Origin of the sequence: Dactylosporangium sp. NPDC000244, assembly GCF_040300725.1 — a bacterium.
In the GTDB taxonomy this organism is placed as follows: domain Bacteria; phylum Actinomycetota; class Actinomycetes; order Mycobacteriales; family Micromonosporaceae; genus Dactylosporangium.
This window is the reverse complement of record NZ_JBEPEH010000043.1, coordinates 55,403-80,802: the sequence shown is the minus strand read 5'-3', so window position 1 is coordinate 80,802 and position 25,400 is coordinate 55,403. Positions and strand designations below refer to the sequence as shown.

The following is a 25,400-nucleotide window of genomic DNA, read 5'->3' as shown; positions in this document are numbered from 1 at the left end:
ATCACCGTTGTGGGGCAACCTGTCCGTGTGGCTGGGGTCACGGATTGTTCACTTGACCGACCAATCCCCCTCAGGCGGACGCAGCGACCAACGATTCAGCCGATCGGCGGTTACGGACAAGCCCCCGCGAAGGACCCCGTGACCAGCCCTTTTCCCCGCAGGCCGGAAGACGGGAGTCCCACGTGTTACCGAGGACAGGTGACGTGCTGCGCGTGACGAAGACCGCGAGTGTGCAGTTCACGCAGCCCATGCTGTTCCGAGTGATCCGCGTGCACGACTGGCAGACCTACGACGGCTGGGCCTGGCTGGACGGGTATCAGCTCAACACCTCGGGCGACGCCGTGGAGCGCCGCTCGATCTTCGTCCTGCTCCAGGGCCTGCAGCCGGGCTTCGTCGCCCGCAACCAGCGCTCCGCGGCCCCGGCACGGACCGGCATTCCGGTCACCGTCGGCTGACCGGCCCTCTTCCGTCTGTCGCGGCCCGTCTCCGCCACGCCCTCAGCGGCTGGCGGAGACGCTGGGCTGCGGATTCTCCGACGGTGGCGGGGCCATGGCGACCGAGAGGGTGACCGTCTCGCCCGCCAGCACCGTCGCACCCTCCCCGGGCCGCGAGGACAGCACCTCGCCCGGCGGCAGCGAGTCGTCCACCGTGCGCTCCACCCGCACGTTGAGCCCGAGCGCCTGAAGCTTGACCGTCGCCTCGGCCAGCGAGTTGCCCCGCAGCGGCGGAATCGTCACCGGGCCGGGCGGCGCGCTGGTGGGGGCCTCCGTGGACGGCGGGGCCGAGGTCGGGGGCGGGGCACTGGACGGCGGCGGCGCGGGCGAGGCCGCGGCGGACGCGGAGTTCGACTCGACCACCCCGGGCGCGTTGCGGCCCTCGGCGGTCGCGCGGTAGATGAGGTACAGGCCGACGCTGAGCGCGGCGACCAGCACCAGCGCGACGATGCCGACGACGACCGGCATGAGCCAGGAGCGCCCCTGGTACGGGTCCTCTTCCTCCTCAGTCCACTCCGGCTGCGCGGACGGGCGGAGGGCGGGGTCGCCGGGCGCGGGCACGCCGGCGCGGGCCGACCAGCGCTCGCGCTCCGTGTCGGCGTAGGTCTCCTCCACGATCCGGGCCGTCGGCCGCACCCGGCGCATCGGCTCGGCGTCCGGGAGCCCAACCTGAGTGGCATCCGAAGCCCTGACCTGGGTGGCATCCGGATCGGGGCGCTGGATCCGCGTCGCATCTGGGTCCGCGTCGTCCTGGTCGCCCTCGAAGGGCCAGAACGGCTGCGTCGATGACTCGTCGTCGCGCTCGTTCGCCATGCCTCCAGTTCACCACCATGTCCTCCCGGTCCGTCGGATCGCCGCGATATGGCCACCCGCGCGGCTCGCCCGGAGGGTCTTGACGGACGCCCGACTTGGACTCGCCGAGGTGGACGGCTGGGCTTATGCTGCGCGGCATGGCGGCGAGAAGCTGGGCTACCTCAATATCTACGGCGATCGGCGTGGCGGCCGGCGCCGGTGCCGCGCAGCTCGGGCTCGGCTACGGACTCGGCATCATCTCCTGGCAACCGACCGGCGACAGCGCCACCGTCTGGGTCAGCAGCATCGCCTGGGTGACCTGGCTCGCCGCGTCCTCGACGGTCATCGGCGCCATCTGTGCCGACCGGCTCGCCGGCGCCGGAGCCATGGTCCCGGCCGACCCCAAGAGCGTCGGCGGCAGGGCCCACACTGTCGCCTGGCGCGTGGTCGTCGCGCTCGCCGCGGCCGTCGGCTCGCTGATCATCGTGCCGCTCGTGGCCATCCCGTCGCGGGTGCCGCGCCCGGACAACGCCGCGCCCTACTTCACCGCCGGTGGCTACGCCGTGGCCGGCCTGATCGTCGGCCTGCTCATGGCCATCGCCGCGCTGTCCGTCCGAGCCGTGGCCGCGAACATCATCGCCTCGTCGGCCTGGCTGTGGACCCTCGCCGTGGTCGCCGTCGCCGACGTCGTGCGCGCCGACGGGAACACCGCCACCGCCGCGCAGCTCGGCACCTGGCAGTTCACCGACGCCACCTGGATCAACGGCATGGTCAACCTGCCGAGCGCGCTGCTCATGATCGTGATCGCGCTGGTCATCGGCGCCCTGGCCGCCTGGCCCGCGAGCCGCCGCGGCGACAACCGCGTGGGCGTGGCCTTCGCCGGCGGCTCCGGCCCGCTGCTGGTGGCCCTGGCGTACTCGCTCTCCAAGCCGGTCCTGGGCGAGCACGACCCGCACCTGTCGGCGTTCTTCATCACGCCGTACGTGGTGCTGGCCGGCCTGGCCGGCTCGGTCATCGTCTCCTCCATCGGCCCGCGCGGCTCGCGGGCGCAGTCCCGGGCCGCCCGCCGCGCCGCCTCCGAGGACCGCGACGCCCGCTCGGCGGCCGAGTACAACGACTGGCACGCCGCGCTGGCCGAGGTGGACGCGGCCGAGAACCGCCGCCGCGACCCCGAGGACGAGGCGGCTTCCAAGGAGCCCGTCACGGTCGGGGCCGCCCCCGCGCTCGACTCGGCCACCGACCTGGAGTCGGACGCCTACGCCCCCTCGCGGGCCTACGGCAGCGGCAGCGTCGAACCCGCGGGCCGCACGTATGCCTCCGACGCCTCGAAGCGCGCCTACGCCGAGGAGACCGTCGACGACCAGCCCGCGATCGCCGCCTCGACCAGCTCGTCGACGACGTCCACCGGGCGCGCCTCGGTCGCGCCGCTCTGGCCGGAGGAGCCGAGCACGGAGGACGAGAAGAAGAAGCCCGCCCGAGGACGAGGCCGGGGTCGCGCCAAGCCGTCCGAGTAGCCGATCCGGGCCGCCCGTGCGGCGTGCTTGCATACTGCGGTGTTCGCCGCGTGGGTCGTCAGGTTGCGCTGGGTCGTCGTCGGGTTCTGGCTGGCGGTCACGATCGCCGGGGCCGTGTTCGGCGGCGGGTTGTTCGACCGCCTGAGCAGCACCGGCACCAACCGGCCGGACAGCGAGTCGGCCGTCGGACAGCGGCACATCGACGAGCTCACGCCCACCGGCTCGCAGGTGTTCGCGGTGGTGGAGGGGGCGGACCCGTACGACCCCGGCCTGGTCGCGAGCATCGGCTCGGCGGCGCAGGAGATCCGCGCGATGCCCGGGATCAAGGAGGTCAACGACCTCTACACCGGCGTCGGCGGCCGCATCGGCGCGGACAACCGCAGCGTGAGCGTGCAGGTGGAGCTCCAGCCGGGCCTGGCCGACGCGCCGCGCGAGGCCCTCGAGGACCGGGTGCGCGCCCGCCTCGAGCGCATCCAGGCGCCCAGCGTGCAGGTCGGCGGGGACAAGCTGGCCGAGCGCGCGTTCGCCGACCAGTCCGTGCACGACCTCGCGATCGGCGAGAGCATCGCCTTCGCGGCCCTGCTCGTCGCGCTGTACCTCTTCTTCGGCGGCTTCCTCGCCGCCGCGCTGCCGCTGGCCGTCACGGTCGCGAGCGTCACCGGGTCGCTGCTCGTCCTGCTCGGGCTGAGCCACGCGACGAAGGTCAGCGAGTATTCCCTCAACGTCGTGACGCTGCTCGGGATCGGGCTGGCGGTCGACTATTCCCTGCTCATCGTGGCCCGGTACCGCGAGGAACGGCTCCACCACGAGCCGGCCGAGGCGCTGCGGGTCGCCGTGCGCCGGGCCGGCCGCGCGGTCGCGATATCGGGCCTCGCGGTGACGCTGACCCTGGCCGGGCTGACCGCGTTCGCCGAGCCGCTGCTGGCCGCGGTCGCCCTGGGCGGGGCGGCGGTCGTGGCGCTGGCGACGCTGTCGGCGCTGACGCTGGTCCCCGCGCTGATCTCGCTCACCGGCGACCGGATCAAACCCGCCACCACGGTCCGCTGGGGCGGCCTGCTGGCCCGGCTGGCCGCGCGGGCGCAGCGGGATCCGTCCCGGGTGGCGTTGCTCGCGACCATCGGGCTGCTGGTGCTCGCCGCGCCCCTGCTCGGAGCCAACCTCGCCAACTCCGACGCCCGGGCGCTGCCGAGCTCGAACGAGGCGCGCCGGGCGTACGACGTGATGGAGTCGAAGTTCCTCAACGACACTCCGCCGACGGTCTCGGTGCTGTTGCAGGCCGGCCCGGAGCGCGCGGACGTGCGGGACCTGATGAACCGGATCGCCGGGCAGCTGTCGGCCGAGGTCCTGCGCCAGGACGTGCGCGCCGACGTCCCGGCCGGCTGGACGATCCTCGACCTGACCCCCAAGGGCGGCGTCGGCGACCGGCAGAGCTACGACCTGGTGCGCAACGTCCGCGCCCTGCCCACGCCCTACGCGAAGTGGGTGACCGGCCCGGCGGCCGAGGTCGTGGACTACCGCGACTCCCTCGCCGGGCGCCTGCCCGCGGCCGCGCTCGTCGTCCTGATCGTCACCGTGGTGCTGCTGTTCTGGCTGACCGGCTCGGTGGTCATCCCGCTCAAGGCCGTACTGATGAATCTGCTGACTCTGGCCGCGACGCTCGGCGTGCTGATCGTCGTGTTCCAGTGGGGCTGGGGCCAGGTGCCGCTCTTCTTCGACTCGTGGGGCGGGCTGGACCTGACCACGCCGGTCCTGCTGTTCGTTTTCATCTTCGGGCTGTCCATGGACTACGAGGTCTTCCTCCTCGCGCGGATCAAGGAGGAGTACGACCACCGCCCCGACACCGACCGGGCGGTGCTGCGCGGGATCACCCGCTCGGGCCCGGTGGTCACCGCGGCGGCGGTCTGCATCGGGATCGTGTTCCTGGGCTTCGCCGTCGGCGGGCTCGTCGCCGTGAAGGAGATCGGCGTCGGCATGGCGGTGGCGATCCTGCTCGACGTGACCGTCGTGCGCGGTCTGCTGCTGCCGGCGCTCATGGGGATGCTCGACCGCTGGAACTGGTGGCCGCGCAAGTCCTGACCGAATATTGACAATGGTCGTAGTTCCGACGGCTGGCTACTGCCCCGGGCCCCGGCTCAGTAGCCTTCGACAACATGTCTCCCGTTGCGGATCATGATCCGCGCAATGCCGGGGCAGGCTTCGCCGCGACGCTGCGAGCCAGCCGCCTGGAGCGGGGACTCACCCAGGATGAGCTGGCCGCCCGGTCCGGGCTGGGCGTGCGCACCCTTCGCGAGCTCGAGCGCGGGCGGGTCGCGCGGCCGCAGCGCAACACCCTCGCTCTGCTGGCCGACGCGCTCGACCTCACCGGCTCGGCCCGCGAGGCGTTCCTGAACTCGGCCACGAACCGCAACCTCGGCCCGCGGCACGACAGCGTGGCCCGCCGCTCCCGGCACGTGGAGAGTCCGGTCGTCGCGCCGCTGCCGGTGCCGAGCCACGCGGCCCGCACCGCGCTGCCGCTGCCCACGATGCCGCCCCTGGTCGGGCGCGACGCGGACATCGCCGAGCTGCTGGGCCTGCTCGGGCCGAGCGCGGCCGAGGTCATCGCGCTGATCGGGATGGCCGGGGTCGGCAAGACCGGGCTCGCGCACGCGGTTGCGCACCGTACGGTGGCCCGCGGCTGGACCGCGGTCTCGGTGACCGTCACGAACATCTCCCAGCCCACCGACATCTTCTCCGCCGTCGCGGCCGTCTTCGGCGTGGCCCGGGCCGAGGAGCTCATCGAGCGCTTCGGCGACCATCAGCACGGTGAACGGACGCCGGCCGCCCTGCTGGTGCTCGACGGGGTGGACCACTCGCCCCGGGCCGCGGCCGAGGCCATCGCGTGGCTGCGGGCCCGGGTGCCGGCCCTGCGCGTGCTGGTCACCAGCCGCCGCCCGCTCGCCGGGGACCTGCCGGGCGTCGTGGACTGGCAGGTGCACCCGCTCGAGGTGCCGGCCGGGCGGCGGCTCGGCCCGGCGGAGCTGCGCCGGGTGCCGGCCGTGGCGCTGTTCGTGGAGCGGCTGCGGGCGGTCCGGCGCGAGCCGGTCCGGGACGACGAGCTGGCCACGATCGCGGAGCTGGTGCGCCGGTTCGACGGGCTGCCGCTCGCCATCGAGCTCGCGGCCGCGCGCGGGCGGGTGCTGGAGCTCGGGGAGCTGCTGGCGCGGTACGGCAACCGCGTCCTCGACCTCGCCGCCACCGACCCGGCCGGCCGCCGGCTGCGCGACGCCGTCGCCGACAGCTACGCGCTGCTGGCCGAGCACGAGCAGGCGGCCCTGCGCCGGCTGTCGACATTTCGCGGGAAGTGGTCGGTGGAGCTGGCCGAGGCGCTGCTCGACGGGGTGGTCGACGACGTCGAGGCGGTGCTCGACCGGCTGGTCGGGCTGGGGCTGGTGAGCGTGCGCGGCCCTGGCGACCTGCGCTTCCGGCTCCTCGACGTGGTCTTCGACTTCGCCGCCGAGCGCTGCGCCGACGCCGGGGAGCTGCGCCCCGCCCGGCTGCGGCACGCCGAGGTCGTCACGCGCGCGGCGGTGCGGATCTCGGCCGAGCTGACCGGCCCGGGCAGCGCCGCGGCGGTGCTGCGGCTGGACTACCTCAACACCGACATTCGCACGGCGCTGCGGTACGCCTCCGTCCGTGAGCCCGAGCTCGCGCTGCGGCTCGCCGGGGCCATCCCGCGCTGGTGCCGGCTGCGGGGGCGCGACGTCGAGGGCTTCCACCTGCTGCGGCGGCTCCTCGACGACCGGCGCGCGGCGGGCTGCGATCCCGTGACCCGGGCCTGGGCGCAGGTCGGCGCGGCGATGCTCGCGACGGCGCACGGGCGCGGGGTCGGCGAGCTGTGCGCGACCGAGGCGGCCCTGGCCGTGCTCGCCGCGCGGGGCGACGTCACCGGCGAGCTCACCGCGCGGGCCGTCCTCGCCGGGATCTGGCAGGCGCTCGGCGGCAGCGACGAGGCCCGCGGGCACAACGAGGCCGCCCTCAGCCTGGCCATCCGCTCCGGGCGGGCGCGCGAGATCGCGGTCGTGCAGAACAACCTCGCCTGGCACGACGTGCTCGCCGGCGACCTGGCCGCGGCCGGGCGGCGGCTCGAGGGCGCGGGGCGGCGCGCGCTGGAGGCGGGCGACATCCGGCTGCGGGCGCTCACCGAGGCCAACCTCGCCGAGATCGCCCGGCTCGACGGCCGCTTCGATGAGGCGATCGCGCTGGCCCGGCGGGCCGCGACCGCGATCGCCGAGGTCGGCGACCCCACGCACCGGATCCGGGTGCTGGGCACCCTCGGCCAGGCGTTCGCCGAGAGCGGGCAGGCGGGCGAGGCGTCCGCGGTGCTGTCCGAGCTCGCCGCGGTGCCCGGCAGCGCGGGCATGGCGGCGCTCGTCAACGGCTATCTGGCGCTGGCGCGCGGGGCCCGGGCCGCGGCCGCGGCCGCGTTCGAGTCGGCCGCGAACCTCCTGGCCGGCCGCGACGACGTCCGCGACGTGCTCGAGGCGCTCGTCGGCCTGGCGGTGAGCGCCGAGCCGGCGGGGCGGGAGCGGGCGCTGTCGGATCTCGCGGGGGTGCGGGAGCGGGCCCGGATCCGCCTCCTGCCGCGCGAGCATCGGCTGCTCGACCGGCTTGTGGGCACGGACGAAGACCCCCTGGGTGCGTTGACACGCCGGCCCACCTAACTTCGTCCGTGCCGGAAAAACGCTAGACGAGGCACAAGCGGACGAAAGTGGCAAGTCGGACCTTCGTTCCGGACCTGCCGGTGGTTCTGCCGGTGCCCGATTTGTCGACCAGCATCGACGGGCGTAATGGTTGAGGGGTGCCTCAGGCGGCAGTGCGCATCGACGGAACGCCGGAGGTGGCGTCCGGGCGGACCGCGTCGCGGATGGTCCGCAGGCCGCCGAGCAGGGTCTCCAGCTCGGCCGAGCTCAGGCGCCCGGTGAACCACTGCTCGATCAGGGCGACGTGGCCGGGCAGCACCTCGCGCATCTTGGCCAGCCCGCGCTCGCTGATGACGGTGAAGGAGCCGCGGCGGTCGGTCGGGCAGGCCCGGCGCGCGGCCAGGCCGTCGCGCTCGAGGCGGTCGACCACGCGGGTCACGCCGCTCGTGGACAGGCCGGTCTGCGCGGCGAGGTCGGTCATGCGCAGCTCGCCGCCCGGGGAGCGGGCCAGGCGCACCAGCACCTCGAAGTCGACGTTGCCGAGGCCGTGCTCGGCGAGCTGGACGTTGAGCCGCGCGTTCACGCCGGTGAAGGCCTCCACGAACAGCCCCATGGCGGTGATTCGCGGATCTTCCAGCATTTCGTCGGTCACGGTGCGAGTCTAACAGAGAACTTGACGGACGAGAGTCTGCTGAGTGTATATTTGCGGCGACAATCTTCTTCGCAACAGCACAACCGAGGGAGTCACCATGACGGCACCCACCAACACCCGCGATTACAACGGCCTCACCATCCCGACCGCCGGCAAGTTCGAGATCGACCCGGCCCACACGCGGGTCAGCTTCGTCGCCCGGCACATGATGGTCAGCAAGGTGCGCGGCGGCTTCACCAGCGCCAGCGGCAGCATCGTCGTCGCCGAGGACCCGCTGGAGTCGACCGTCGAGGTCAGCATCGACGCGGCCAGCATCGACACCGGCGTGGCGGACCGGGACGGCCACCTGCGCAGCCCCGACTTCCTGCACGTGGAGCAGTGGCCGACCCTCACCTTCAAGAGCACGCGCGTCGTGGGCCTGTCCGGCAACGAGTTCAAGCTCGTCGGCGACCTGACCATCCGCGACGTCACGCGCGAGGTCGAGCTCGACGTGGAGTTCGAGGGCCACGCGAAGAGCCCGTGGGGCCAGGAGGTCATCGGCTTCTCCGCGACGACCGAGATCGACCGCGAGGAGTTCGGCATCACCTGGAACCAGGCCCTCGAGACCGGCGGCGTGCTCGTCGGCAAGAAGGTCAAGATCGAGATCGGCGCCGAGGCCGTCCGTCAGGGCTGACGCCGAACCGGCGATTGGCCAGGCTTTGCCGGATATAGCGGCAAGGCCGGAGTTTGACCATCGTGCAGAGGGTGGGCGAAATCTCCCACCCTCTGCAAGGTTCTGCTCACCCCCTGCTGCCATCACGTCCGTTTTGTCCCTAGCGATACCTCTGGAACTCCTCCTAACGTGAGGGGTCCAAGAGGGGGCCAGGGGGCGAGGCATGGGCCAGGACGTCACACGGGGTGCTTTCTCGCGTGAGGACCGCGCTCGATACCGGCGCAAGGTACGCCGCTGCCTCGACGTCTTCGCGCTCATGCTCAACGACTTCAGCTTCGACTCCGACCGGCCCATGACGGGCCTGGAGATCGAGGTCAACCTGATCGACCCGGACGCGCAGCCCGCCATGCGCAACGCCGAGGTGCTGGCCGACCTGGCCGACCCGTCGTTCCAGACCGAGCTGGGCCAGTTCAACCTCGAGATCAACGTCGCGCCGCGGGTCATCGAGGGCGACGGCCTGGAGGTGTACGAGCGCGAGGTCCTCGCCAGCCTCCTGCACGCCGACGAGCGGGCCCGCAAATCCGACGCGCGCCTGGTGCTGATCGGCATCCTGCCGACGCTGCGGCCCGAGCACCTGGTGCTCGCGAACATGTCGAACGACCCGCGGTACATGCTGCTCAACGACCAGATCATCAACGCGCGGGGCGAGGACATCGCGCTCGACATCCGCGGGCACGAGCGGCTCGAGGCGCAGTCGGACTCCATCGCCGGCGAGTCGGCGTGCACGAGCGTGCAGTTCCACCTCCAGGTCGCGCCGGAGGCGTTCGCGCAGGCGTGGAACGCGTCGCAGGCGATCGCGGGCATCCAGGTCGCCGTCGGGGCCAACTCGCCGTTCCTCTTCGGCCGGCGCCTGTGGGCCGAGACCCGCATCGCGCTGTTCGAGCAGGCCACCGACACGCGGCCGGAGGAGCTCAAGGCGCAGGGCGTGCGGCCGCGGGTCTGGTTCGGGGAGCGCTGGATCACCTCGATCTTCGACCTGTTCGAGGAGAACGTGCGGTACTTCCCGCCGCTGCTGCCCATCACCGAGGACGAGGACCCGGTCGCGGTGATCGAGGCCGGCGGCGTGCCCCACCTGGGCGAGTTGCGGCTGCACAACGGCACGATCTACCGCTGGAACCGGCCGGTGTACGACATCATGAACGGCCGCCCGCACCTGCGCGTCGAGAACCGGTGCCTGCCGGCCGGCCCGACCGTCGTCGACCAGCTCGCCAACGCCGCGTTCTACTTCGGGCTGGTGCGGGAGCTGTGCGAGCAGGACCGGCCGATCTGGACGCAGATGTCGTTCTCGGCGGCCGAGGAGAACTTCCACGTCGCCGCCCGCGAGGGGCTGGACGCGCGCGTCTGGTGGCCCGACCTCGGCGAGGTGCCGGTCGGCGACCTCGTGCTGCGCGAGCTGCTGCCGCTCGCCGAGGCCGGGCTGGACCGCTTCGGCGTGGCGCCCGCGACCCGCGACCGGCTCCTCGGGGTCATCGAGGGCCGGTGCCGCACCGGGGTCAACGGCGCCGCCTGGCAGACGCGCGTCGTGGCCGACCTCGAGGAGCGCGGTCTCTCGCGGTCCGACGCGCTGCGGACGATGCTGCAGCGGTACGCCGAGGGCCTGCACGAGAACGTGCCCGTGCACACCTGGCCGATCTAGAGACCCATCGAGCGCGAGATGATCATGCGCTGGACCTCGGACGTGCCCTCGCCGATCTCCAGGATCTTGGCGTCGCGGTACATGCGCCCGACCGGCGTCTCGTTCATGAAGCCGTATCCGCCGTGCACCTGCGTCGCCTCGCGCGCGTTGACCATGGCGGCGTCGCTGGACGCGAGCTTGGCGATGGCCGCCTGGCGCTTGAAGTCGCGCCCGGTGACCAGGCGGCTCGCCGCGTCGTAGTAGGCCAGCCGCGCGGTGTGCGCCCGGCTCTCCATATCCGCGATCTTGAACTGGATCGCCTGGTACTCCCCGATCGCCTTGCCGAACGCGCGCCGCTGCCGCGCATAGGCGACGGACTCGTCCACGCAGCCCTGCGCGAGGCCGACCCCGAGCGCGGCGAACGCGACCCGGCCCTCGTCCAGGATGCGCAGGAACTGGGCGTAGCCGCGGCCCCGCTCGCCGAGCAGGTTCTCGGCCGGCACGCGCACGTCGTCGAAGCTCAGCTCGTGGGTGTCCGAGGCGCACCAGCCGACCTTGGAGTAGGCGGGCTGGACGGTGAACCCGGGCGTCCCGCTCGGCACGATGATGGCCGTGAGCTCCTTGCTGCCGTCGGGGTTGACGCCGGTGACCGCGGTGACCGTGACCAGCGCGGTGATGTCGGTGCCGGAGTTGGTGATGAAGGCCTTGGAGCCGTTGATCACCCACTCGCCGGTCTCCTGGTCGAGCACCGCGCGGGTCTGGGTGCCGGAGGCGTCGCTGCCGGCCCCGGGCTCGGTCAGGCCGAACGCGGCCAGGGCCTCGCCCGAGGTGAGCTTGGGCAGCCAGCGCTCCTTCTGGGCCGGCGTGCCGTACCGATAAATGGGCATGGCGCCGAGCGAGATCCCGGCCTCCAGGGTCACCGCGATCGAGGAGTCGACGCGGGCCAGCTCCTCCAGGGCGATGCACAGGGCGAAGTAGTCGCCGCCCATGCCCCCGTACTCCTCCGGGAACGGCAGCCCGAACAGCCCCATCTTGCCCATCTGGCGGACCAGGTCGTAGGGGAAGGCGTGCCGCTCGTAGTAGTCGCCGATCACCGGCGCGACGACGTCGTGGGCGAACTCGCGAACGCTCTCGCGCAGCGCCTCGAGCTCCTCGCCGAGCATGAAGTCGACCATGACAAATGCCCTTCTAAACCGGAGTCACGCCGTGACGGCGACGGGAGAACGTGCGGTCCTTGGCCCGGGCCGCGGTGAAGCGGCGCACCAGCTCGCCGCGCAGGGCCGCCGGCTCGACGATCGTGTCGACGACGAGCTCGCTGGCCAGCCGCATGATGTCGATGTCGCGCTCGTAGTCGGCGCGCATCCGCGCCACGAACGCGGCCCGCTCGCCCTCGTCCGCGATCGCGGCGATCTTGTTCGCGTAGACCGCGTTGACCGCCGCCTCCGCGCCCATCACGGCGATCTTGGCGGTCGGCAGCGCGATGGTGGCGTCGGGCTCGAAGCCCGGGCCGGCCATCGCGTAGAGGCCGGCACCGTAGGCCTTGCGCATGACCACGCAGATCTTGGGTACCGTCGCCTCGGAGATGGCCGTGATCATCTTGGCCCCGTGGCGGATGATGCCCTGCTTCTCCACCGCCGAACCCACCATGAAGCCGGGAACGTCGGCCAGGAACAGCAGCGGCACGTTGAAGGCGTCGCAGAGCTGGACGAACCGCGTCGCCTTGTCGGCGGAGTCGACGAAGAGCACGCCGCCCTTGAACATCGAGTTGTTGGCGACCACCCCGACCACCCGCCCGTCGAGGCGGCCGAAGCCGACGGTGAGCTCGCGGGCCCACAGCGCGTGGATCTCGAAGAAGGAGCCCTCGTCGAGCAGGCCCTTGACGACCTTGCGCATGTCGAAGGCCTGGCGCTCGCTCGCCGGGATCTCGGGCAGGCCGGTCTCGGCGCGGGCCTCGGCGACCGGGGGCTCGGCGGTCCAGTTCGACGGGAGGTAGGAGAGGTAGTGCCGGATGGTCTCGATCGCGTCGTGCTCGGTCTTGCACAGGAAGTGCCCGACGCCGCTCTCGGCGCAGTGCACCCGGGCGCCGCCCATCGCCTCGAGGGTGGTCTTCTCGCCGGTGACCATCTCGACCATGCGGTCGGACCCGAGATACATCGAGGCGTTGCCCTCGACCATGGCCACGACGTCGCAGAAGGCCGGGATGTAGGCGCCGCCGGCCGCGGAGGGCCCGAAGAGCGCGCAGGCCTGCGGGATGCTGCCGCTGGCCCGGACCTGGGTGTGGAAGATCTTGCCGGCGCCGCGCCGGCCGGGGAAGAGCTCGACCTGGTCGGTGATTCGCGCGCCGGCGGAGTCCACGAGATACACCATCGGGACACCGGTGTCGTAGGCCCGCTCGATGATGCGAATGATCTTCTCGACGGTGCGGGCGCCCCAGGATCCGGCCTTGACGGTGGAGTCGTTGGCCATGAGGCAGATCGGCCGCCCGTCGACGGTCGCCGCTCCGGTGATCACGCCGTCGGCCGGGAGGCCGTCGGCCAGGGCGTTGGCGTAGAGCCCGTCCTCGACGAAGGATCCCTCGTCGACGAGCAGGGCGACGCGTTCGCGGGCGAAAAGCTTGCCGCGGGCGGCATTGGCCGCGTGGTACTTCTCCGCGCCGCCGGCCTCGACCCGCTTGCGCGTCTGACTGAGGGCATCACCCTCCATGGTGCGACCTCCGCGTCGGCTGCCTGAACGATCGTTCATGTCTAACGATCGTTCAGGTTAGCCGACGCGGAGGTGAAGTTCCAACAGCGTGGACTTCTTCGCTGCTACGACGGACCACTTCCGGACACGGGTCGGCGTGCGCCATGGGGTCCGGGTACCCCCTGCGGATCAGGGGGTACCGCTATCGCGTCAGCAGGAGTAGGCCAGCGCCCCGCCCGAGCTCTGCGCCTGCGAGAAGCCCAGGATCGAGACCGCGTTGCCGCTGATGTTGACCGGCAGCTGGATGGTGGTGTTGGCCTGGTTGCCGTTGAGCAGGCCCGCGTTGAACCCGGTGGTCCAGTCGCCGCAGCCGCCCTTCACCGCGGTGGCCCCGCCGTTGCCCATGCCGTTGCCCCGGCCGTCGTGGTGACGGTGGTGACGACGGCCGCCGTTGTCCCAGCCGCCGTTGTCGTCGCCGTTGCCGTTCCCGTTGCCGTCGTACCCGTTGTCGCCGTTCGCGGCGGCGTTGCCGTAGCCCGGGTTGCTGGCGGCGGACAGGCCCGCGCCGGTGCCGTTGTGGTGCTTCTTGCCGGTCTTGGCGTGCTCGCCCAGGTCGATCGACTTCTTCTTGCTCGCCTTGTGCGTCTTCGACGCGTTGTTGGCGGCCGCACCGGTGTCGCTGGCGTCGCCGGACGCGTTGGAGTAGGCACCGTTGCTCTGGCCGTTGTCGTCGCCGTAGCCGCCGTTGGCGTTGCCGTTGCCGCCGTAGCCGCCGTTGCCGTTCCCGTTGCCGTTGCCGTTCCCGTGGCCGTGGCCATGGCCGTGGTGGCCGCCGCCGTTGCCCTGGCCCTGGCCGTCGCCCATGCCGCCGTCACCCTTGTAGGCGACCGCGCCGCCGCCGCAGCTGGCGCTCGAGAAGCCGAGGATGGCGATCGAGTTGCCGCAGAGGTTGATCGGCAGCTGGAGCGTGGTGTCCAGCTGGTTGCCGTTGAGCAGGCCGGCGTTGTAGCCGGTGGTGTGGCTCGCCTCGGTGGTCGCGCTCTCGGTCTGGGCGCTCTCGCCCTTGACCGCCCAGGCGCCGCCCTGGCTGGAGGCGCCCGCGAAGCCCAGCAGCGCGATCGCGTTGCCGGAGATGTTGACCGGGGCCTGCAGCGTGGTGTCGAACTGGTTGCCGTTGAGCAGGCCGGCGTTGTAGCCCGTCGTCCAGTCCTCGGTCCGGTTCGCGGCGCTCTCGGTGTAGTCGCCGTTGGCGGCGGCGTTGTAGTCGCCACCGTTGCCGTTGCCGTTGCCCTGGCCGTTGCCGCCACCGTGGTGACGGTGGTGACGACGGCCGCCGTTGTCCGAGCCGTTGACGTGGCCCTTGACGGCGGTCGCGCCGCCGGCCGAGGAGGCGCTGGAGAAGCCGAGCACCGAGACGGCGTTGCCGCTCACGTTGACCGGCACCTGCAGCGTGGTGTCGAGCTGGTTGCCGTTGGCCACACCGGCGTTGTAGCCGGAGGTCCAGTCCTCGGTGGTGGCGCTCTCGGTGGCGCTGGCGCTCTCGGTCTTGACCGCGGTGGCGCCGCCGCCGCAGTTCGCGTCGGCGAAGCCGAGCACGGCGATCGAGTTGCCGCAGACGTTGACCGGCACCTGCAGCGTGGTGTCGAACTGATTGCCGTTCAGCAGACCGGCGTTGTAACCCGTCGTCCAGTCGGCGTGCGCGGCCCCGCCCGAGACGAGCAGGAAGCCCGCGGAAAGCACACCCACGTTGAGCGACTTACGAACCCACGTCTTCATGGGGATTTGAGACCCTTCGGTAGTTATTGATCCTCGGTACTGCAAGGAAGTGGGCGCGGTACGGAGTCATGAACCCGCGTGCGGGCAGGCTCTATCCGGCTCCGCCCTGTCGACGTGCGCCCTGGTTGTTTCGTGTTGCGTATTTCAGATGCCGCGATGTGCTCAATGCGGGTCCGCTTAGACCTAGGCAACGTTCCGTCGGCCCGCAACGCGTCGCGGCGGCTGGCCCGGAACGGCCTCAGTCGGGTGAGACTGTCGGCTTCTCGGCTGCTAGCAGCCGCAATTCGACGTCCTCGACCGCGTCCGGCCGGAAGGTCAGCACCTTCGTGCCGACCGGCGCGGCGGGCAGCACGGCGGCGGAGCCACTCTCGTGGTTGAGGCCCGAGCCGGAGCTCGGCAACCCCGAGGCGAGGCCGGCCGCCGGCGGCGCCGGAATGGGCGCCGGGCGGGGCAGCAGCGGCACGTGGTTCGCGCCCTGCGCAACGTTCCGGTCCACGACCGGCATGGCGTGCGCGCCGTTCAGCGCCTCGGCGGCCCGCAGGACGCGGAGGCGGTCGGCGGCACGTGCGGCGACGGCCGGGTCGACGCCGGCACGGGAGGTGCCGGTCGCCGCGGCGGCGATGTCGCTCGCGGACCCGACCCGGACCGGCACGGCCTGGACGGCCGGCTCCTGCATCCGCTTCTGGTGGGTCCTGGTGATGCCGGCCTTTGCCGGCCTCTTGGTGCTCGTGTGCTTGACACTCGACACGTCATCCGTCGTCGAGCGGGCCGCGCGGTCCACGGTTTGGACCGGCGCCTTCGTGAGTGTCACCGTCCGGTACACGGTCCCGGTCACGGCCCCGGTGACCGTACCGGTCACGGGTGCGGCGGCCTGCGCCACCGGGCTCAGCACCGTGAGCACGGTGCTGGTCAGCAGGTCACCTTGCTGGTGGTCCGGACCCGGTTGCGGCCGGGCCGGCCGGTGCTGGAGAACCTGGTGCTGGTCGCCGCTCATGCCGGTGTGCCGCGCGCCGCCGTCGCCGATGAGCAGGTTGGTCACCGGCGTGAGCAGCGTGGGCTGGTCGGAGTCGATCGAGCCGCTGGAGGCGTGCGCCGCGGAGGCCGACAGCAGCCAGGCGACACCGGCGAACCCGGCGACCACCAGACCGCGAACGGCGTATTTCGCGCAGCGGGAAACGGCCGGCAGCGAAGCCGTGCGCGGGTTGCGCTCGCTCCTCGACTGGGCCATGTCCGCCTCTCAGTACGGGCTCAATGTCGGGCATACGCCCCACATGTGACTCTTTCCGTACTGAGCAACGAACCGCCCCGGCCGGGGACACGCCACAACACCGGGCGAATCGGACACAAGCCTCACAGGGGGAGTCTCGGACCCGCTTTCAGCACTCCCGACGGCAGCTCCCGCCCCACGATCTCCTGGGCCAGGCGCGCGGCCTCGATCAGCGCTCCGAGGTCGATTCCGGTGTCGTACCCCATGTCGTGCAGCATGTGCACGACCTCCTCGGTCGCCACGTTGCCGGTGGCGCCCGGCGCGTAGGGGCACCCGCCGAGCCCGCCCACGCTCGCGTCGAACTCGGTGATCCCCAGCCGCATCGCGGTCAGGATGTTGGCCAGCGCCGTGCCCCGGGTGTTGTGGAAGTGCAGCAGCAGCGGCAGGTCCGGGTGCCGTTCACGCACCGGCCCGATGACGTCCTCGACCCGCCGCGGCGTGCCCATCCCGGTGGTGTCGCCGAACGCGACCCGGTCGGCGCCGTCGGCCACCACACGGTCGACGATCCCGGCGACCCGCTTGGGGTCGATGTCGCCCTCGAAGGGGCAGCCGAAGCTGGTCGCGATGATCACCTCGGCGCTCGCGCCGGCCGCGTGGAGCAGATCGATCAGCCCGGCGATGTCGTCCAGCGACTCGTCGGTCGAGCGGTTCACGTTGCGCCGGTTGTGCGTGTCCGACGCGGAGACGACGACCTCGATCTCGGTGAACCCCGCGGCGATCGCGCGCTCGGCACCCTTCGTGTTGGGCACGAGGGCGCTGTACCGCACGCTGGGGTTCTTCTTCGCCCGCTCCCACACCTCGCCGGCGTCGGCCATCTGCGGGATCGCCTTGGGATGGACGAACGAGACCGCCTCGATCCGCCCGACCCCGGTGCCGGAGAGCGCGTCGAGCAGCCTGACCTTGTCGGCGGCCGGGACGGGGTCCTCGTTCTGCAGCCCGTCGCGCGGGGCCACCTCACGCATCGAAATCATTGCTTCGTCCTCATGCGTCCGACGATTCCAGTGTCGTAGTCGCCGCTGGTGAACTCGGGGTTGTCCAGCAGCTCGGTGAAGAAGGGCAGGTTCACCTTCGGCCCGACGACCTTGAAGCCGGCGACGGCGGCGCGCAGCTTGTCCAGCGCGTCGGCCCGGTCGGCGCCGTGCACGATCAGCTTGGCCAGCAGCGAGTCGTAGTTCGGCGTCACGATGTTGCCGTTGGCATACCCGGAGTCGACCCGAACACCCTCGCCGGCGGGCTCGGTCCACGTAGTGATCGCGCCGGGCCCGGGCATGAAGCGCTTGGGGTCCTCGGCGTTGACCCGCACCTCGATCGCGTGCCCGGTGACCGCGAGCGCGTCCGGGTCGAAGCTCGGCGCGAGCCCGGAGGCGACCCGCAGCTGCTGCTCGACCAGGTCGACGCCGAACACCGCCTCGGTGATCGGGTGCTCGACCTGCAGCCGCGTGTTCATCTCGAGGAAGTAGAACCGGCCCGCGTCGGGGTCGAAGAGGCACTCGACGGTGCCGGCGTTGCGATACGCGACCGCCTCGCCCGCTCGCACGGCCGCCGTCAGCAGGTCCGCGCGCTGCTGCGGGGTCAGCGCGGGCGAGGGGGTCTCCTCGACGAGCTTCTGGTTGCGCCGCTGCACGGAGCACTCGCGCTCGCCCAGCGCCACGACACGCCCGTCGGCCAGACCCAGAATTTGTACCTCGATGTGCCTGACCCGCGGGAAGTAGCGCTCGATCAGCACGGAGCCGTCGCCGAACATCCGCTCCGCGAACGCGCGCACCTTGTCGTATTCGGCCCGCAGCCCGTCGGCGTCGTTCGCGACCGCCATGCCCATGCCCCCGCCGCCGGCCGCGGCCTTGACCATCACCGGGAACCCGATCGCCTCGGCCGCCCGCAGGGCCGCGTCCGCGCTCGTCGCCGGGTCGGTCGTGCCGGGCGCCACCGGTACCCCCGCCGCCGCCATCAGATTGCGAGCGTTGATCTTGTCGCCCATCGCCGCGATGGCCTCCGGCCCCGGCCCGACCCAGATCAGCCCGTTGTCCACCACGGCCTGGGCGAAGGCCGCGTTCTCCGACAGGAAGCCGTATCCGGGGTGGATGGCCTCGGCGCCGGTCGCCTTCGCCGCGGCGAGCACGGCCTCGGCGTTGCGATACGACTGGGCCGGGTTCGCGGGGCCGATCGGCACCGCCTCGTCGGCCTCCCGGACGAAGGGCAGATCGGCGTCCGCCTCCGAGTGCACCGCGATGGTCCGGATGTTGAGTCGGCGCGCGGTGCGCAGGACCCGGCGGGCGATCTCACCCCGGTTGGCGACGAGCAACGAGGTCAGCATGTTTCTCCTGTGGACAAGTCTGTGGAAAGGAATGCAGCGACCCTGTGGATAACCAGATTTTGGCTGGTCAACACGGTGACGCCTGTCGTTGTGCGTTCAGCCTCACGACGCATCCCGGTCCACCGCTCGTTACCCCTTTTCCGCCTCTGACCCCTGCAGCGCCGACAGCGTCGCGGCCCGCAGCAGCTCGGCGCGGCGGACGCGGTCGACCTCGCCGCCCAGGAACGGCGTCGAGTTCATGAGACCGAACGCGGCGTGGGCCAGCACGCGGGCTTCCCCGTCGTTGAGCTCCCCGCCACGCAGGGCGGTGAGCGTGGCGACCCACTCCTCGACGTAGAGGCGCTGGAGCCGGCGGATCTGGCGCCGCGGCTCCTCGGGCAGCCGGTCGAGCTCGTGCAGGTGCAGCGCGATGACCGCGGGGTTGGCCAGCGCGAACTCGACGTGGAAGTCGACGAGCGCGGCGAGCGCGGCCCGCGGGTCGTCGCCCGCCTCGGCGATGTGCGCCTGACCGCCGGCGAGCAGCTGCTCGCTGACGGGGATGAGCGCGGCGGCGAGCATGGCTTCCTTGCCCGCGAAGTGGTGGTAGAGCGCGGGCCCGGTCACGCCGGCGGCCGCCCCGATGTCGTCCATGGACACACCGTGATACCCGCGCGCGGCGAACAGGCCGACGGCGATCTCGAGGATCTCCTCGCGCCGGGAACGCCGCCCGGCACCGCGAGTCTGAGCGGGCGGACGTACGGCTTGCCGTTCCAGCGTCATTGGGAAAGCCTATCCTCCTGTCAAGCCTCGGACTGAACGCTCGTTAAGTCAATCACACCTCGTCACTGCCCCTGCGCCGACCCACCCTTGCGTCAACCCGCGCCCGCCGCACCCCCTGTTTCGACGCTTCCACCAAGCCGTTCCCCCTCGCACGACGTGGTCATGTCGCGGCGGAAGTCGAGCAAGAAGGCTCGGGCAGGATCTTGGGGTAGGCCGCAGGGGCCACGGCGGCGGGACTCCGTGGCCAGGTCGCAATGTCGCGGCCACAGAGCCCGCAGCCCACCGGAACCGCAGCCGCATAGCCCTCCGTCCGCCGAAACCGCGGCCGCTCAGCCCGCCGGAAACGCCATCTCTTGCACAGCCCTCCCGGGCCACGCAGCGCGCCGCTCAGTCACCCGCGCGCGACCAGACCGCGCAAACCGCACGAAAGCCCCGAAATCCCCCCACAGGACCCCGGCTAACCACTCATGTCGGATATATCCGCGGCAGGGTATAAATCCGATTAGGGAGACCGTCAATAGGTGTCAGGGCTGTCGTCGTGTTGTGGGGATGCCGGCCCATCGGTAGTGGGTGCGGGCTTCGCGGATGCGTGTGGGGAGGGTGACGATGGCGGCGGCGAGGTGGTGGTGGAAGTCGATGATGGCTGGGTGGCGGTCGGTGTGGCGGCGGGGTTTGCCGAACCCGTTGAGCCGGGTGTGGTCGGCTTCTACGACCCAGCGTCGGCCGGTTTGGATGGGTGCTGGTCGGCCGCGGCGGGCGATGCGGCCGGTCCAGGCTCGTCCGGCGAGGAGTTGCCGGGTCGGGATGGAGTTGTAGCCGGCGTCGAGGTGCACGGTCGCGGTGTCCGGCCAGCGGCCGCCGATTTGTGTGTGGGCGGCGTTGAGGGTCGGGCCGGGCAGCGGCCCGTCGTGCCGGTTCGCGCCCGGCGGCGACGATGCCGGGCGGGACTCCGCCGGCGTCGGTGACGACTGAGCGTTTCCGGCCGTCTTTGCCCCGGTCGGCCGGGGGCCGGCCCACATGCGCGCCGCCGGATACGGCTCTTGGTGATGCACCCGTCCACGGCCAGGTCGGTCAGTTGCAGCCCGATCATCCGATCGAACGCGGCCAGGACCAGCGCGTGGACCCGCTCGCCGAGGCCGGCCGCCGCCCAGGCCTTCAGCCGGCGGCGGATCGTGGCGTCCGAACAGCCCGGCCCGGCGATCCGCTCATAACCCCGGCCCGTGCACCAGGGCCTCGATGAGACGCTCGAACACCACCCGATCCGGAATGCGGCGACGGTGGCAGCCGAGCGGATGGGCCGGGTCGACGTCACCACGACGGGTAACAGCGCGGCGAACTCGATCCACAACGGTTCCAGCAGCGATGATGGAAGCACGGGCACGGGACATCCTGTCGGTCACAGAGCGTAGAGAACTCCCATGATCGATGGACCCCGTGCCCACTCCGTACATCAACGCCCCAGCGCGGCAGCAAGCCAACCAGCTACTCGGACAGATACTTGCCCCGAACCTCATCGGCCTCGTCGGACCGCCCCTGCGCCTCCAGCGACTCCGCCAGCATCCACGCCGAGTTCTGCTCCAACTGCGACCCTCGCGGCACCGCCCCCAGCACCGAACGCAGCCGAGCCTCGGCCCCCGCCGGGTCGCCCGCGCGCATCAGCGTCTCCGCGTGCAGGAAGTCGGCGTCGAGGGCGTCGCTCAGGGAGCCGATCGCGCGCAGCGCCTCCGCCGCGCTCGCCGAGCGGGTCGCGGCGTCGTCCAGGCGGCCCGCGCCGATGTGGATGCGCGCCGCGTCGGTGTCGAGCATGGCGCGCTGCCAGATCAGCCAGGGCTCGGACTCGTCCACGGTGCCGTCGAGGGAGCGGGCCAGGGCGTCGGCCTCGGACAGGGCGTCCAGCGCCGCCGGGATGTCGCCCGCCCAGCGCAGGGAGAGTGCGCGCAGGCGCCGGGTGTACATCTCGGCCTGGATGATGCCCGCCGCGCGGAACGCCTCCGCCGCGGCCGCGAACCGGTCGGCGGCCTGGGCGTCGCGGTCGGCCTCGTAGAGCAGCTGAGCCGCCTCCTGCAGCATCCGGCCGCGGGCGGGCAGGTTGTCGTAGCCGTCGAGGTTGGTCGCCAGCGTCTCGAGCAGGCCAAGCGCGAGGTCGAGCTCGCCGAGCTCGCGGTAGACGCGGGAGAGCAGGTAGCGGGTCTGGTCCGCCTGGTCCTGGGCGCCGGCCCGGTCCAGCGCGTCGAGCGCGCTCTCCGCGGCCTCGGCCGCGTCCATGGACTGGCCGGCCTGGTGGTAGGCGCTGGCGAGGTCGTAGCGCAGCAGCGCCGCGGGCACGTCCTCGCCGTGGGCCACGTGGTCGGCGACCGCCTCCACCAGGTCGTCGATCGCGCTGTCGGGGCGGTCGGCGGCAAGGCGGGAGCGGGCCCGGCCCACGAGGGCGGACAGGCGGTAGTTGCGGTCGGAGGCGAGGGCGAGCGCCTGGTCGAACCCGGCGGTCGCGTCGTCGAAGCGCTCGAGGTTGCCCAGCGCGTGGGCGCGGATCAGCGCCGGGATGCCTGCGGCGGGCGGGGTGCCGATCTCGGCGTATCCGCGCAGCGCCTCCTCCGCCGCGACCACCGACTCGTCGTAGCGCTCGAGCACGAGCAGGGCCCGGGCGCGCCGGGCCTGCAGCTCGGCCCGCAGCGTGGCCTTGGCCGGCCGCTCGTCGACGGCGGCGTCGACGGCCGCGAGCGCCTCCTCCGGCCGCTCCAGGCGCATGAACGCGCCCTCGGCCCGCAGCCGTGCCTCGGCCCGCAGGTCGGCGTCGGCGTCGGGGTGGGCGACGATCCGCTCGGTCAGCGCGGTGAGCTCGGCCAGCATCTCCTCGTCGGGCTGGCGGGCGAGCACCCCGCGGGAGTCGGCGGCCAGCGCCTGCAGGTCGTGGCCGAGCGCGCGGTGGGCCTCGGCGGTCTCGCGGAACAGGGTCTCGGCCGCCGCGCCGCCGTCGTCGCGGATGGCGGTGAGCCGGGCCCGGCCGTCGAGGCGGCGCACGGCCAGCTCGGCCGGCGGGTCGGGGTGCAGCTCGTCGAAGCGGGCGAACGCGGCCTCGACGGCGTCGATCCGATGCTCGTCGTAGAGCTGCCAGGCCCGATCCATGAGCGCCGTCGCGTCCGTGGGCAACTCCTCGACCGGCACGGACGGCACCACCACGGCCTCGGTGCGGCGCGCCACCGCGCTCAGCGGCAGGTGCCCGACCAGCGGCGCCGCGCCGAGCAGCGCCTCGATCCGCCCGGAGACCGCGTCCGAGCCGTTGCGCTCGTCGAACTTCGCGGCCCAGTCGCGGGCCCGCGCGGCCAGGTCGGCGCCGAGCTCGCCGGCGGTAGACGCGCCCAGCGGCAGGGCCGGGTCGAGCCGGCCGAGCAGCAGCGCCGACGCCGCACAGAACCACATCTCGGCCTGCGGGCTGGGCGAGCGCTCGAGCCACGGCAGGTGCCGCTGCACCATCTCCAGGCCGCGGGTCTCGTTGCCCGTCCGCGCGCAGAACTCGATGTGGTCGGCGACGCTCTGCATGTCGGCGAGGTTGCCGCGCAGCCGGCGGTAGGCCTGCCGGTGCGCGTCCGCCGCCTCGCTCAGCCGGCCGGTGCGCGCGTAGGGCACCATCAGCGAGGTCAGGATCGACTGCGGCTGCTCGACGCAGGTCAGCCGCCCGGCGAGCACCGGCGCGGCCATGGCCACCGCCTCCTCGTCGAGGCCCCGGCTGACGAGGTGGTCGACCTTCTCGCCCGGGTCGCACCCGGCGCAGTCGGAGTTGCCGTCGCGGGGCGCGGCGTTCCACTTCGCATACCAGTCGTCGGCCGACGGATCGCCCACGTGCGCGGCGACCTGGTAGCGGTAGGCGTAGACGGCGTGCAGGCTGTGCCCGCCCGCCCGGAACCGGCGCTCCATGTCGTCGAGCACGTCGTAGGTGCGCCCGAGGGGGACGGCGGGGAATTTCAGCAGGCCGTTGACCATGTACTTGAAATGCCAGAGCAGCATGTGCTCGTCCTGCTCGTCGAAGCGCTCCGGGTGCGCGTCATACTCCGCGCGGCACCACGAGAACGTCACGAACGACTTGGCCGTCTCACCGCCGTGCACGTAGGCCGTGGTCGCGAACAGCCGCGAGGCCAGCCGCAGCTCGTCGTGGCCGCCCGCGTCCGCGTGCTGCATCACCTGTTCGACCAGCGCGATCTGGGCCCCGCCGTAGGGCATCTGGTAGGCCTCGCGGAGCAGCGACCACAGCTCCTCTTCACTCTTCATGTCCGACCGCCTTGTTGAGCAGACCCAGGAAGGAGCCGTTGAGCAGCGCGGCGTCGGCCGGCCGCAGCGGATGATGGCCGAGCAGCAGGGCCTGGCCGTAGAGCCCCTCGACCGCGAGCCGGACCAGGTCCGCGTCGGGGATCTCGGTGACCCGCCGCACGAGCGGGTTGCGGTAGTTGAGCACCAGCTGGGAGCGGTCCTGCTCGTTGGTGCGGGCGAGGGCGTCGAGCACGTCGGCCCACACGTCGTCGACGCGCTCGCGGGTGGCCCGCAGCTCGGCCGCGAAGGAGGCCGAACGGCTGGTCAGGTACATCGCCGGGACCCCCGCCGGGTCGAAGGAGCGCAGCACCACCTCGCACCCGAGGCGGTCCAGCGCGCGCTGGGCCAGCTGCACGAACGGGCGCTTGGCCAGCTCGACCTCGGGCTCGAGCGCGTCGAAGGCGGTGCTGAGGTCGCCCGGCTCGACCCGCTCGATGAGCGCGCCCGGCTCCACGTGCGGCAGCCGCTCGATGATCTCGGTGTCGTAGATGTATCCGGCGTTGACCAGCGGCAGCCCCTGCGCCGCGGCGACCGCGCCGATCTGGCGGAACTCGTCGAGCTGGGCCGAGTAGCGCACGAGCCCGTGCTGGGCCCGGAAGTCGGCGAGCGTCATCCGGCCGGTGTTGGTCTCCATCGGCCACCAGCGGTCGACCAGGCGCAGCATCTCGTCGTCGTGCAGCGCGAGCGCCTTGACCCCGAGGTGGTGCACGTCGAGGAACTCGCCCAGCCGGCGCGGGTTGCGCCCGGCGAGCTGCATCAGCCAGCCCCGCAACTGGTCGCCGAGGGCCTCGCGGGTCGCCTCCAGCAGCGAGTCCTCGTAGAGCGCCTCGCGGCTCGCGGTCGGGCGCAGCTCGCTGGTGTCGATCACGCAGCGGGCGAAGAACGCCCAGGGCGGCAGCACCCCCTCGGCCCCCTCGGCGAGCAGCATCCGCTTGAGATAGACCCGATGTCCGGCCCGAGCCGCCGGGTTGGCCGGCGTGGGCAGCACGAACGCGACCCCGGTGAGCCCGGACTCGGGCACCTTGAGGTCGATCACGTCGAAGGGAACAAAACCGAAGACTTCCCGGCAGTACTCACTGAGCCGCTCCCGGCGCCCCGCGGCCCCCGGCCGCCAGGGCAGCCCCTCGCCGCTGATCGGCACCCCGGCGATCTCGACCCGGAAGGGCAGCAGCGAGCCGTAGAGCGCGGCCAGCTCGGCGACGGTCAGCCGCTTCAGCCACTCCTCGGCGTCGCGGCGCGGGACGAGCGTGACCGTCGTGCCGATCTCGGCCCGATACTGGTTGTCGGTCTCGACGCTGTAGCGCCCGTCGGCGTAGCCCCGCCACAGCACCGCCGGCCCGTCCGCGGACCGGGTCAGCACCCGGATCTCGTCGGCGACGAGGAAGCAGGACAGCAGGCCGATGCCGAACTGCCCGAGGAAGTCGTGGCGGGCGAAGCCGAGGTCGTCGCGCTTGGAGCTGCGCCCGATGGTGGCGAGGAACTGGTGCACCTGCTCCTCGGTGAGCCCGATGCCGGTGTCGATGACCCGCAGGGTGCCGTCCCCGGTGACGTCGGGCGGCTCGATGGTGATCGCGGCCGGGGCGCCCGGGTCGGCCGAGCGGCGGGCCGTGATCGCATCGACGGCATTCTGCAGCAGCTCCCGGACGTAGACCCGGGGGCTCGCGTAGAGGTGGTGGCTGAGCAGGTCGACGATGCCGCGCAGGTCCACTTGGAACGTCCGATCCACGCGGGCACGCTACCTCGTGGGTGTGACATTTCCCGACCCGTTTCGGTCGCGGTGATCGTTCTGCTGGCGGTACACCTGGAAAATCTCCGGCCGTCATCGACTATCTTCGGCCG

General features: G+C 72.2%; 17 protein-coding genes and 1 pseudogene. 6 read left to right on the top strand and 12 right to left on the bottom strand.

The annotated features are described in order from the left end of the window. Positions 1 to 182: 182 nt before the first annotated feature. Entirely contained in the window at positions 183 to 455 is a 273-nt protein-coding gene (locus tag ABT369_RS45525) for a hypothetical protein (RefSeq protein ID WP_350622668.1), read from the top strand. A gap of 42 nt (positions 456 to 497) precedes the next feature. On the opposite strand, the gene ABT369_RS45520 is transcribed toward ABT369_RS45525, so the two are convergent. Continuing rightward, positions 498 to 1,307, bottom strand: coding sequence for a PASTA domain-containing protein (locus ABT369_RS45520; protein ID WP_350622666.1), 810 nt, complete (start codon positions 1,305 to 1,307; stop codon positions 498 to 500). A gap of 137 nt (positions 1,308 to 1,444) precedes the next feature. Here ABT369_RS45520 and ABT369_RS45515 point away from each other — a divergent pair, with 137 nt between their 5' ends. The 3 genes from ABT369_RS45515 to ABT369_RS45505 all read left to right on the top strand — a co-directional run bounded on the left by ABT369_RS45515 (position 1,445) and on the right by ABT369_RS45505 (position 7,500). Beyond that, entirely contained in the window at positions 1,445 to 2,800 is a 1,356-nt protein-coding gene (locus ABT369_RS45515) for a hypothetical protein (RefSeq protein WP_350622664.1), read from the top strand. 39 nt (positions 2,801 to 2,839) lie between these two features. Then, on the top strand, positions 2,840 to 4,876 hold the full coding sequence (locus tag ABT369_RS45510) for an MMPL family transporter (RefSeq protein ID WP_350622662.1): 2,037 nt from the start codon (positions 2,840 to 2,842) through the stop codon (positions 4,874 to 4,876). Between the two features lie 74 nt (positions 4,877 to 4,950). Beyond that, positions 4,951 to 7,500, top strand: coding sequence for an ATP-binding protein (locus ABT369_RS45505; protein ID WP_350622660.1), 2,550 nt, complete (start codon positions 4,951 to 4,953; stop codon positions 7,498 to 7,500). 142 nt (positions 7,501 to 7,642) lie between these two features. Here ABT369_RS45505 and ABT369_RS45500 read toward each other — a convergent pair whose 3' ends face one another. Next, a complete protein-coding gene (locus tag ABT369_RS45500; RefSeq protein WP_350622658.1) occupies positions 7,643 to 8,131 on the bottom strand; it encodes a MarR family winged helix-turn-helix transcriptional regulator in 489 nt (162 codons plus the stop codon). Positions 8,132 to 8,228: 97 nt separating this feature from the next. On the opposite strand from ABT369_RS45500, the gene ABT369_RS45495 reads away from it, so the two are divergent. Together ABT369_RS45495 and ABT369_RS45490 are read left to right on the top strand one after the other, a co-directional pair. Next, positions 8,229 to 8,804: a YceI family protein gene (locus tag ABT369_RS45495; protein WP_350622656.1), complete on the top strand. Its 576-nt coding sequence runs from the start codon at positions 8,229 to 8,231 to the stop codon at positions 8,802 to 8,804. Positions 8,805 to 9,006: 202 nt separating this feature from the next. Further along, entirely contained in the window at positions 9,007 to 10,479 is a 1,473-nt protein-coding gene (locus ABT369_RS45490; protein ID WP_350622654.1) for a glutamate-cysteine ligase family protein, read from the top strand. On the opposite strand, the gene ABT369_RS45485 is transcribed toward ABT369_RS45490, so the two are convergent. The 10 genes and pseudogenes from ABT369_RS45485 to ABT369_RS45440 form a co-directional block, all read right to left on the bottom strand. Beyond that, positions 10,476 to 11,633: an acyl-CoA dehydrogenase family protein gene (locus ABT369_RS45485; RefSeq protein WP_350622652.1), complete on the bottom strand. Its 1,158-nt coding sequence runs from the start codon at positions 11,631 to 11,633 to the stop codon at positions 10,476 to 10,478. The two genes, ABT369_RS45490 and ABT369_RS45485, sit on opposite strands and share 4 nt — an antisense overlap. A 13-nt stretch (positions 11,634 to 11,646) precedes the next feature. Further along, positions 11,647 to 13,161, bottom strand: a complete 1,515-nt coding sequence (locus ABT369_RS45480) for an acyl-CoA carboxylase subunit beta (protein WP_350622650.1) — start codon at positions 13,159 to 13,161, stop codon at positions 11,647 to 11,649. Positions 13,162 to 13,350: 189 nt separating this feature from the next. Continuing rightward, complete coding sequence (locus ABT369_RS45475) at positions 13,351 to 14,916, bottom strand: chaplin family protein (protein WP_350622648.1); 1,566 nt, start codon at positions 14,914 to 14,916, stop codon at positions 13,351 to 13,353. Between the two features lie 238 nt (positions 14,917 to 15,154). Beyond that, positions 15,155 to 16,144, bottom strand: a complete 990-nt coding sequence (locus ABT369_RS45470) for a hypothetical protein (protein ID WP_350622646.1) — start codon at positions 16,142 to 16,144, stop codon at positions 15,155 to 15,157. A gap of 122 nt (positions 16,145 to 16,266) precedes the next feature. Next, complete coding sequence (locus tag ABT369_RS45465; protein WP_350622644.1) at positions 16,267 to 17,154, bottom strand: hydroxymethylglutaryl-CoA lyase; 888 nt, start codon at positions 17,152 to 17,154, stop codon at positions 16,267 to 16,269. Then, positions 17,151 to 18,497 (bottom strand): acetyl-CoA carboxylase biotin carboxylase subunit, encoded by a 1,347-nt coding sequence (locus ABT369_RS45460; RefSeq protein WP_350622642.1) that lies wholly within the window; start codon positions 18,495 to 18,497, stop codon positions 17,151 to 17,153. The genes ABT369_RS45465 and ABT369_RS45460 overlap by 4 nt, the downstream gene beginning before the upstream one ends. A gap of 129 nt (positions 18,498 to 18,626) precedes the next feature. After that, a complete protein-coding gene (locus ABT369_RS45455; protein WP_350622640.1) occupies positions 18,627 to 19,256 on the bottom strand; it encodes a TetR/AcrR family transcriptional regulator in 630 nt (209 codons plus the stop codon). Positions 19,257 to 19,780: 524 nt separating this feature from the next. Then, positions 19,781 to 20,637 (bottom strand): annotated as a pseudogene (locus tag ABT369_RS45450) (transposase family protein). Positions 20,638 to 20,738: 101 nt separating this feature from the next. Next, a complete protein-coding gene (locus ABT369_RS45445) occupies positions 20,739 to 23,522 on the bottom strand; it encodes a tetratricopeptide repeat protein (RefSeq protein WP_350622638.1) in 2,784 nt (927 codons plus the stop codon). After that, the gene (locus ABT369_RS45440) at positions 23,512 to 25,287 is read right to left on the bottom strand and encodes an HSP90 family protein (protein ID WP_350622636.1); all 1,776 of its coding nucleotides are present in this window, start codon (positions 25,285 to 25,287) and stop codon (positions 23,512 to 23,514) included. Before ABT369_RS45440 ends, ABT369_RS45445 begins: the two co-directional genes overlap by 11 nt. Between the last annotated feature and the right edge of the window lie 113 nt (positions 25,288 to 25,400).

Bases quoted from the DNA above. Each gene is read 5' to 3' on its own strand.
- ABT369_RS45520 (WP_350622666.1), bottom strand. From the start codon at position 1,307: ATGGCGAACGAGCGCGACGACGAGTCATCGACGCAGCCGTTCTGGCCC.
- ABT369_RS45475 (WP_350622648.1), bottom strand. From the start codon at position 14,916: ATGAAGACGTGGGTTCGTAAGTCGCTCAACGTGGGTGTGCTTTCCGCG.
- ABT369_RS45470 (WP_350622646.1), bottom strand. From the start codon at position 16,144: ATGGCCCAGTCGAGGAGCGAGCGCAACCCGCGCACGGCTTCGCTGCCG.
- ABT369_RS45460 (WP_350622642.1), bottom strand. From the start codon at position 18,497: ATGCTGACCTCGTTGCTCGTCGCCAACCGGGGTGAGATCGCCCGCCGG.
- ABT369_RS45485 (WP_350622652.1), bottom strand. From the start codon at position 11,633: ATGGTCGACTTCATGCTCGGCGAGGAGCTCGAGGCGCTGCGCGAGAGC.
- ABT369_RS45505 (WP_350622660.1), top strand. From the start codon at position 4,951: ATGTCTCCCGTTGCGGATCATGATCCGCGCAATGCCGGGGCAGGCTTC.
- ABT369_RS45490 (WP_350622654.1), top strand. From the start codon at position 9,007: ATGGGCCAGGACGTCACACGGGGTGCTTTCTCGCGTGAGGACCGCGCT.
- ABT369_RS45480 (WP_350622650.1), bottom strand. From the start codon at position 13,161: ATGGAGGGTGATGCCCTCAGTCAGACGCGCAAGCGGGTCGAGGCCGGC.
- ABT369_RS45465 (WP_350622644.1), bottom strand. From the start codon at position 17,154: ATGATTTCGATGCGTGAGGTGGCCCCGCGCGACGGGCTGCAGAACGAG.
- ABT369_RS45455 (WP_350622640.1), bottom strand. From the start codon at position 19,256: ATGACGCTGGAACGGCAAGCCGTACGTCCGCCCGCTCAGACTCGCGGT.
- ABT369_RS45445 (WP_350622638.1), bottom strand. From the start codon at position 23,522: ATGAAGAGTGAAGAGGAGCTGTGGTCGCTGCTCCGCGAGGCCTACCAG.
- ABT369_RS45515 (WP_350622664.1), top strand. From the start codon at position 1,445: ATGGCGGCGAGAAGCTGGGCTACCTCAATATCTACGGCGATCGGCGTG.
- ABT369_RS45495 (WP_350622656.1), top strand. From the start codon at position 8,229: ATGACGGCACCCACCAACACCCGCGATTACAACGGCCTCACCATCCCG.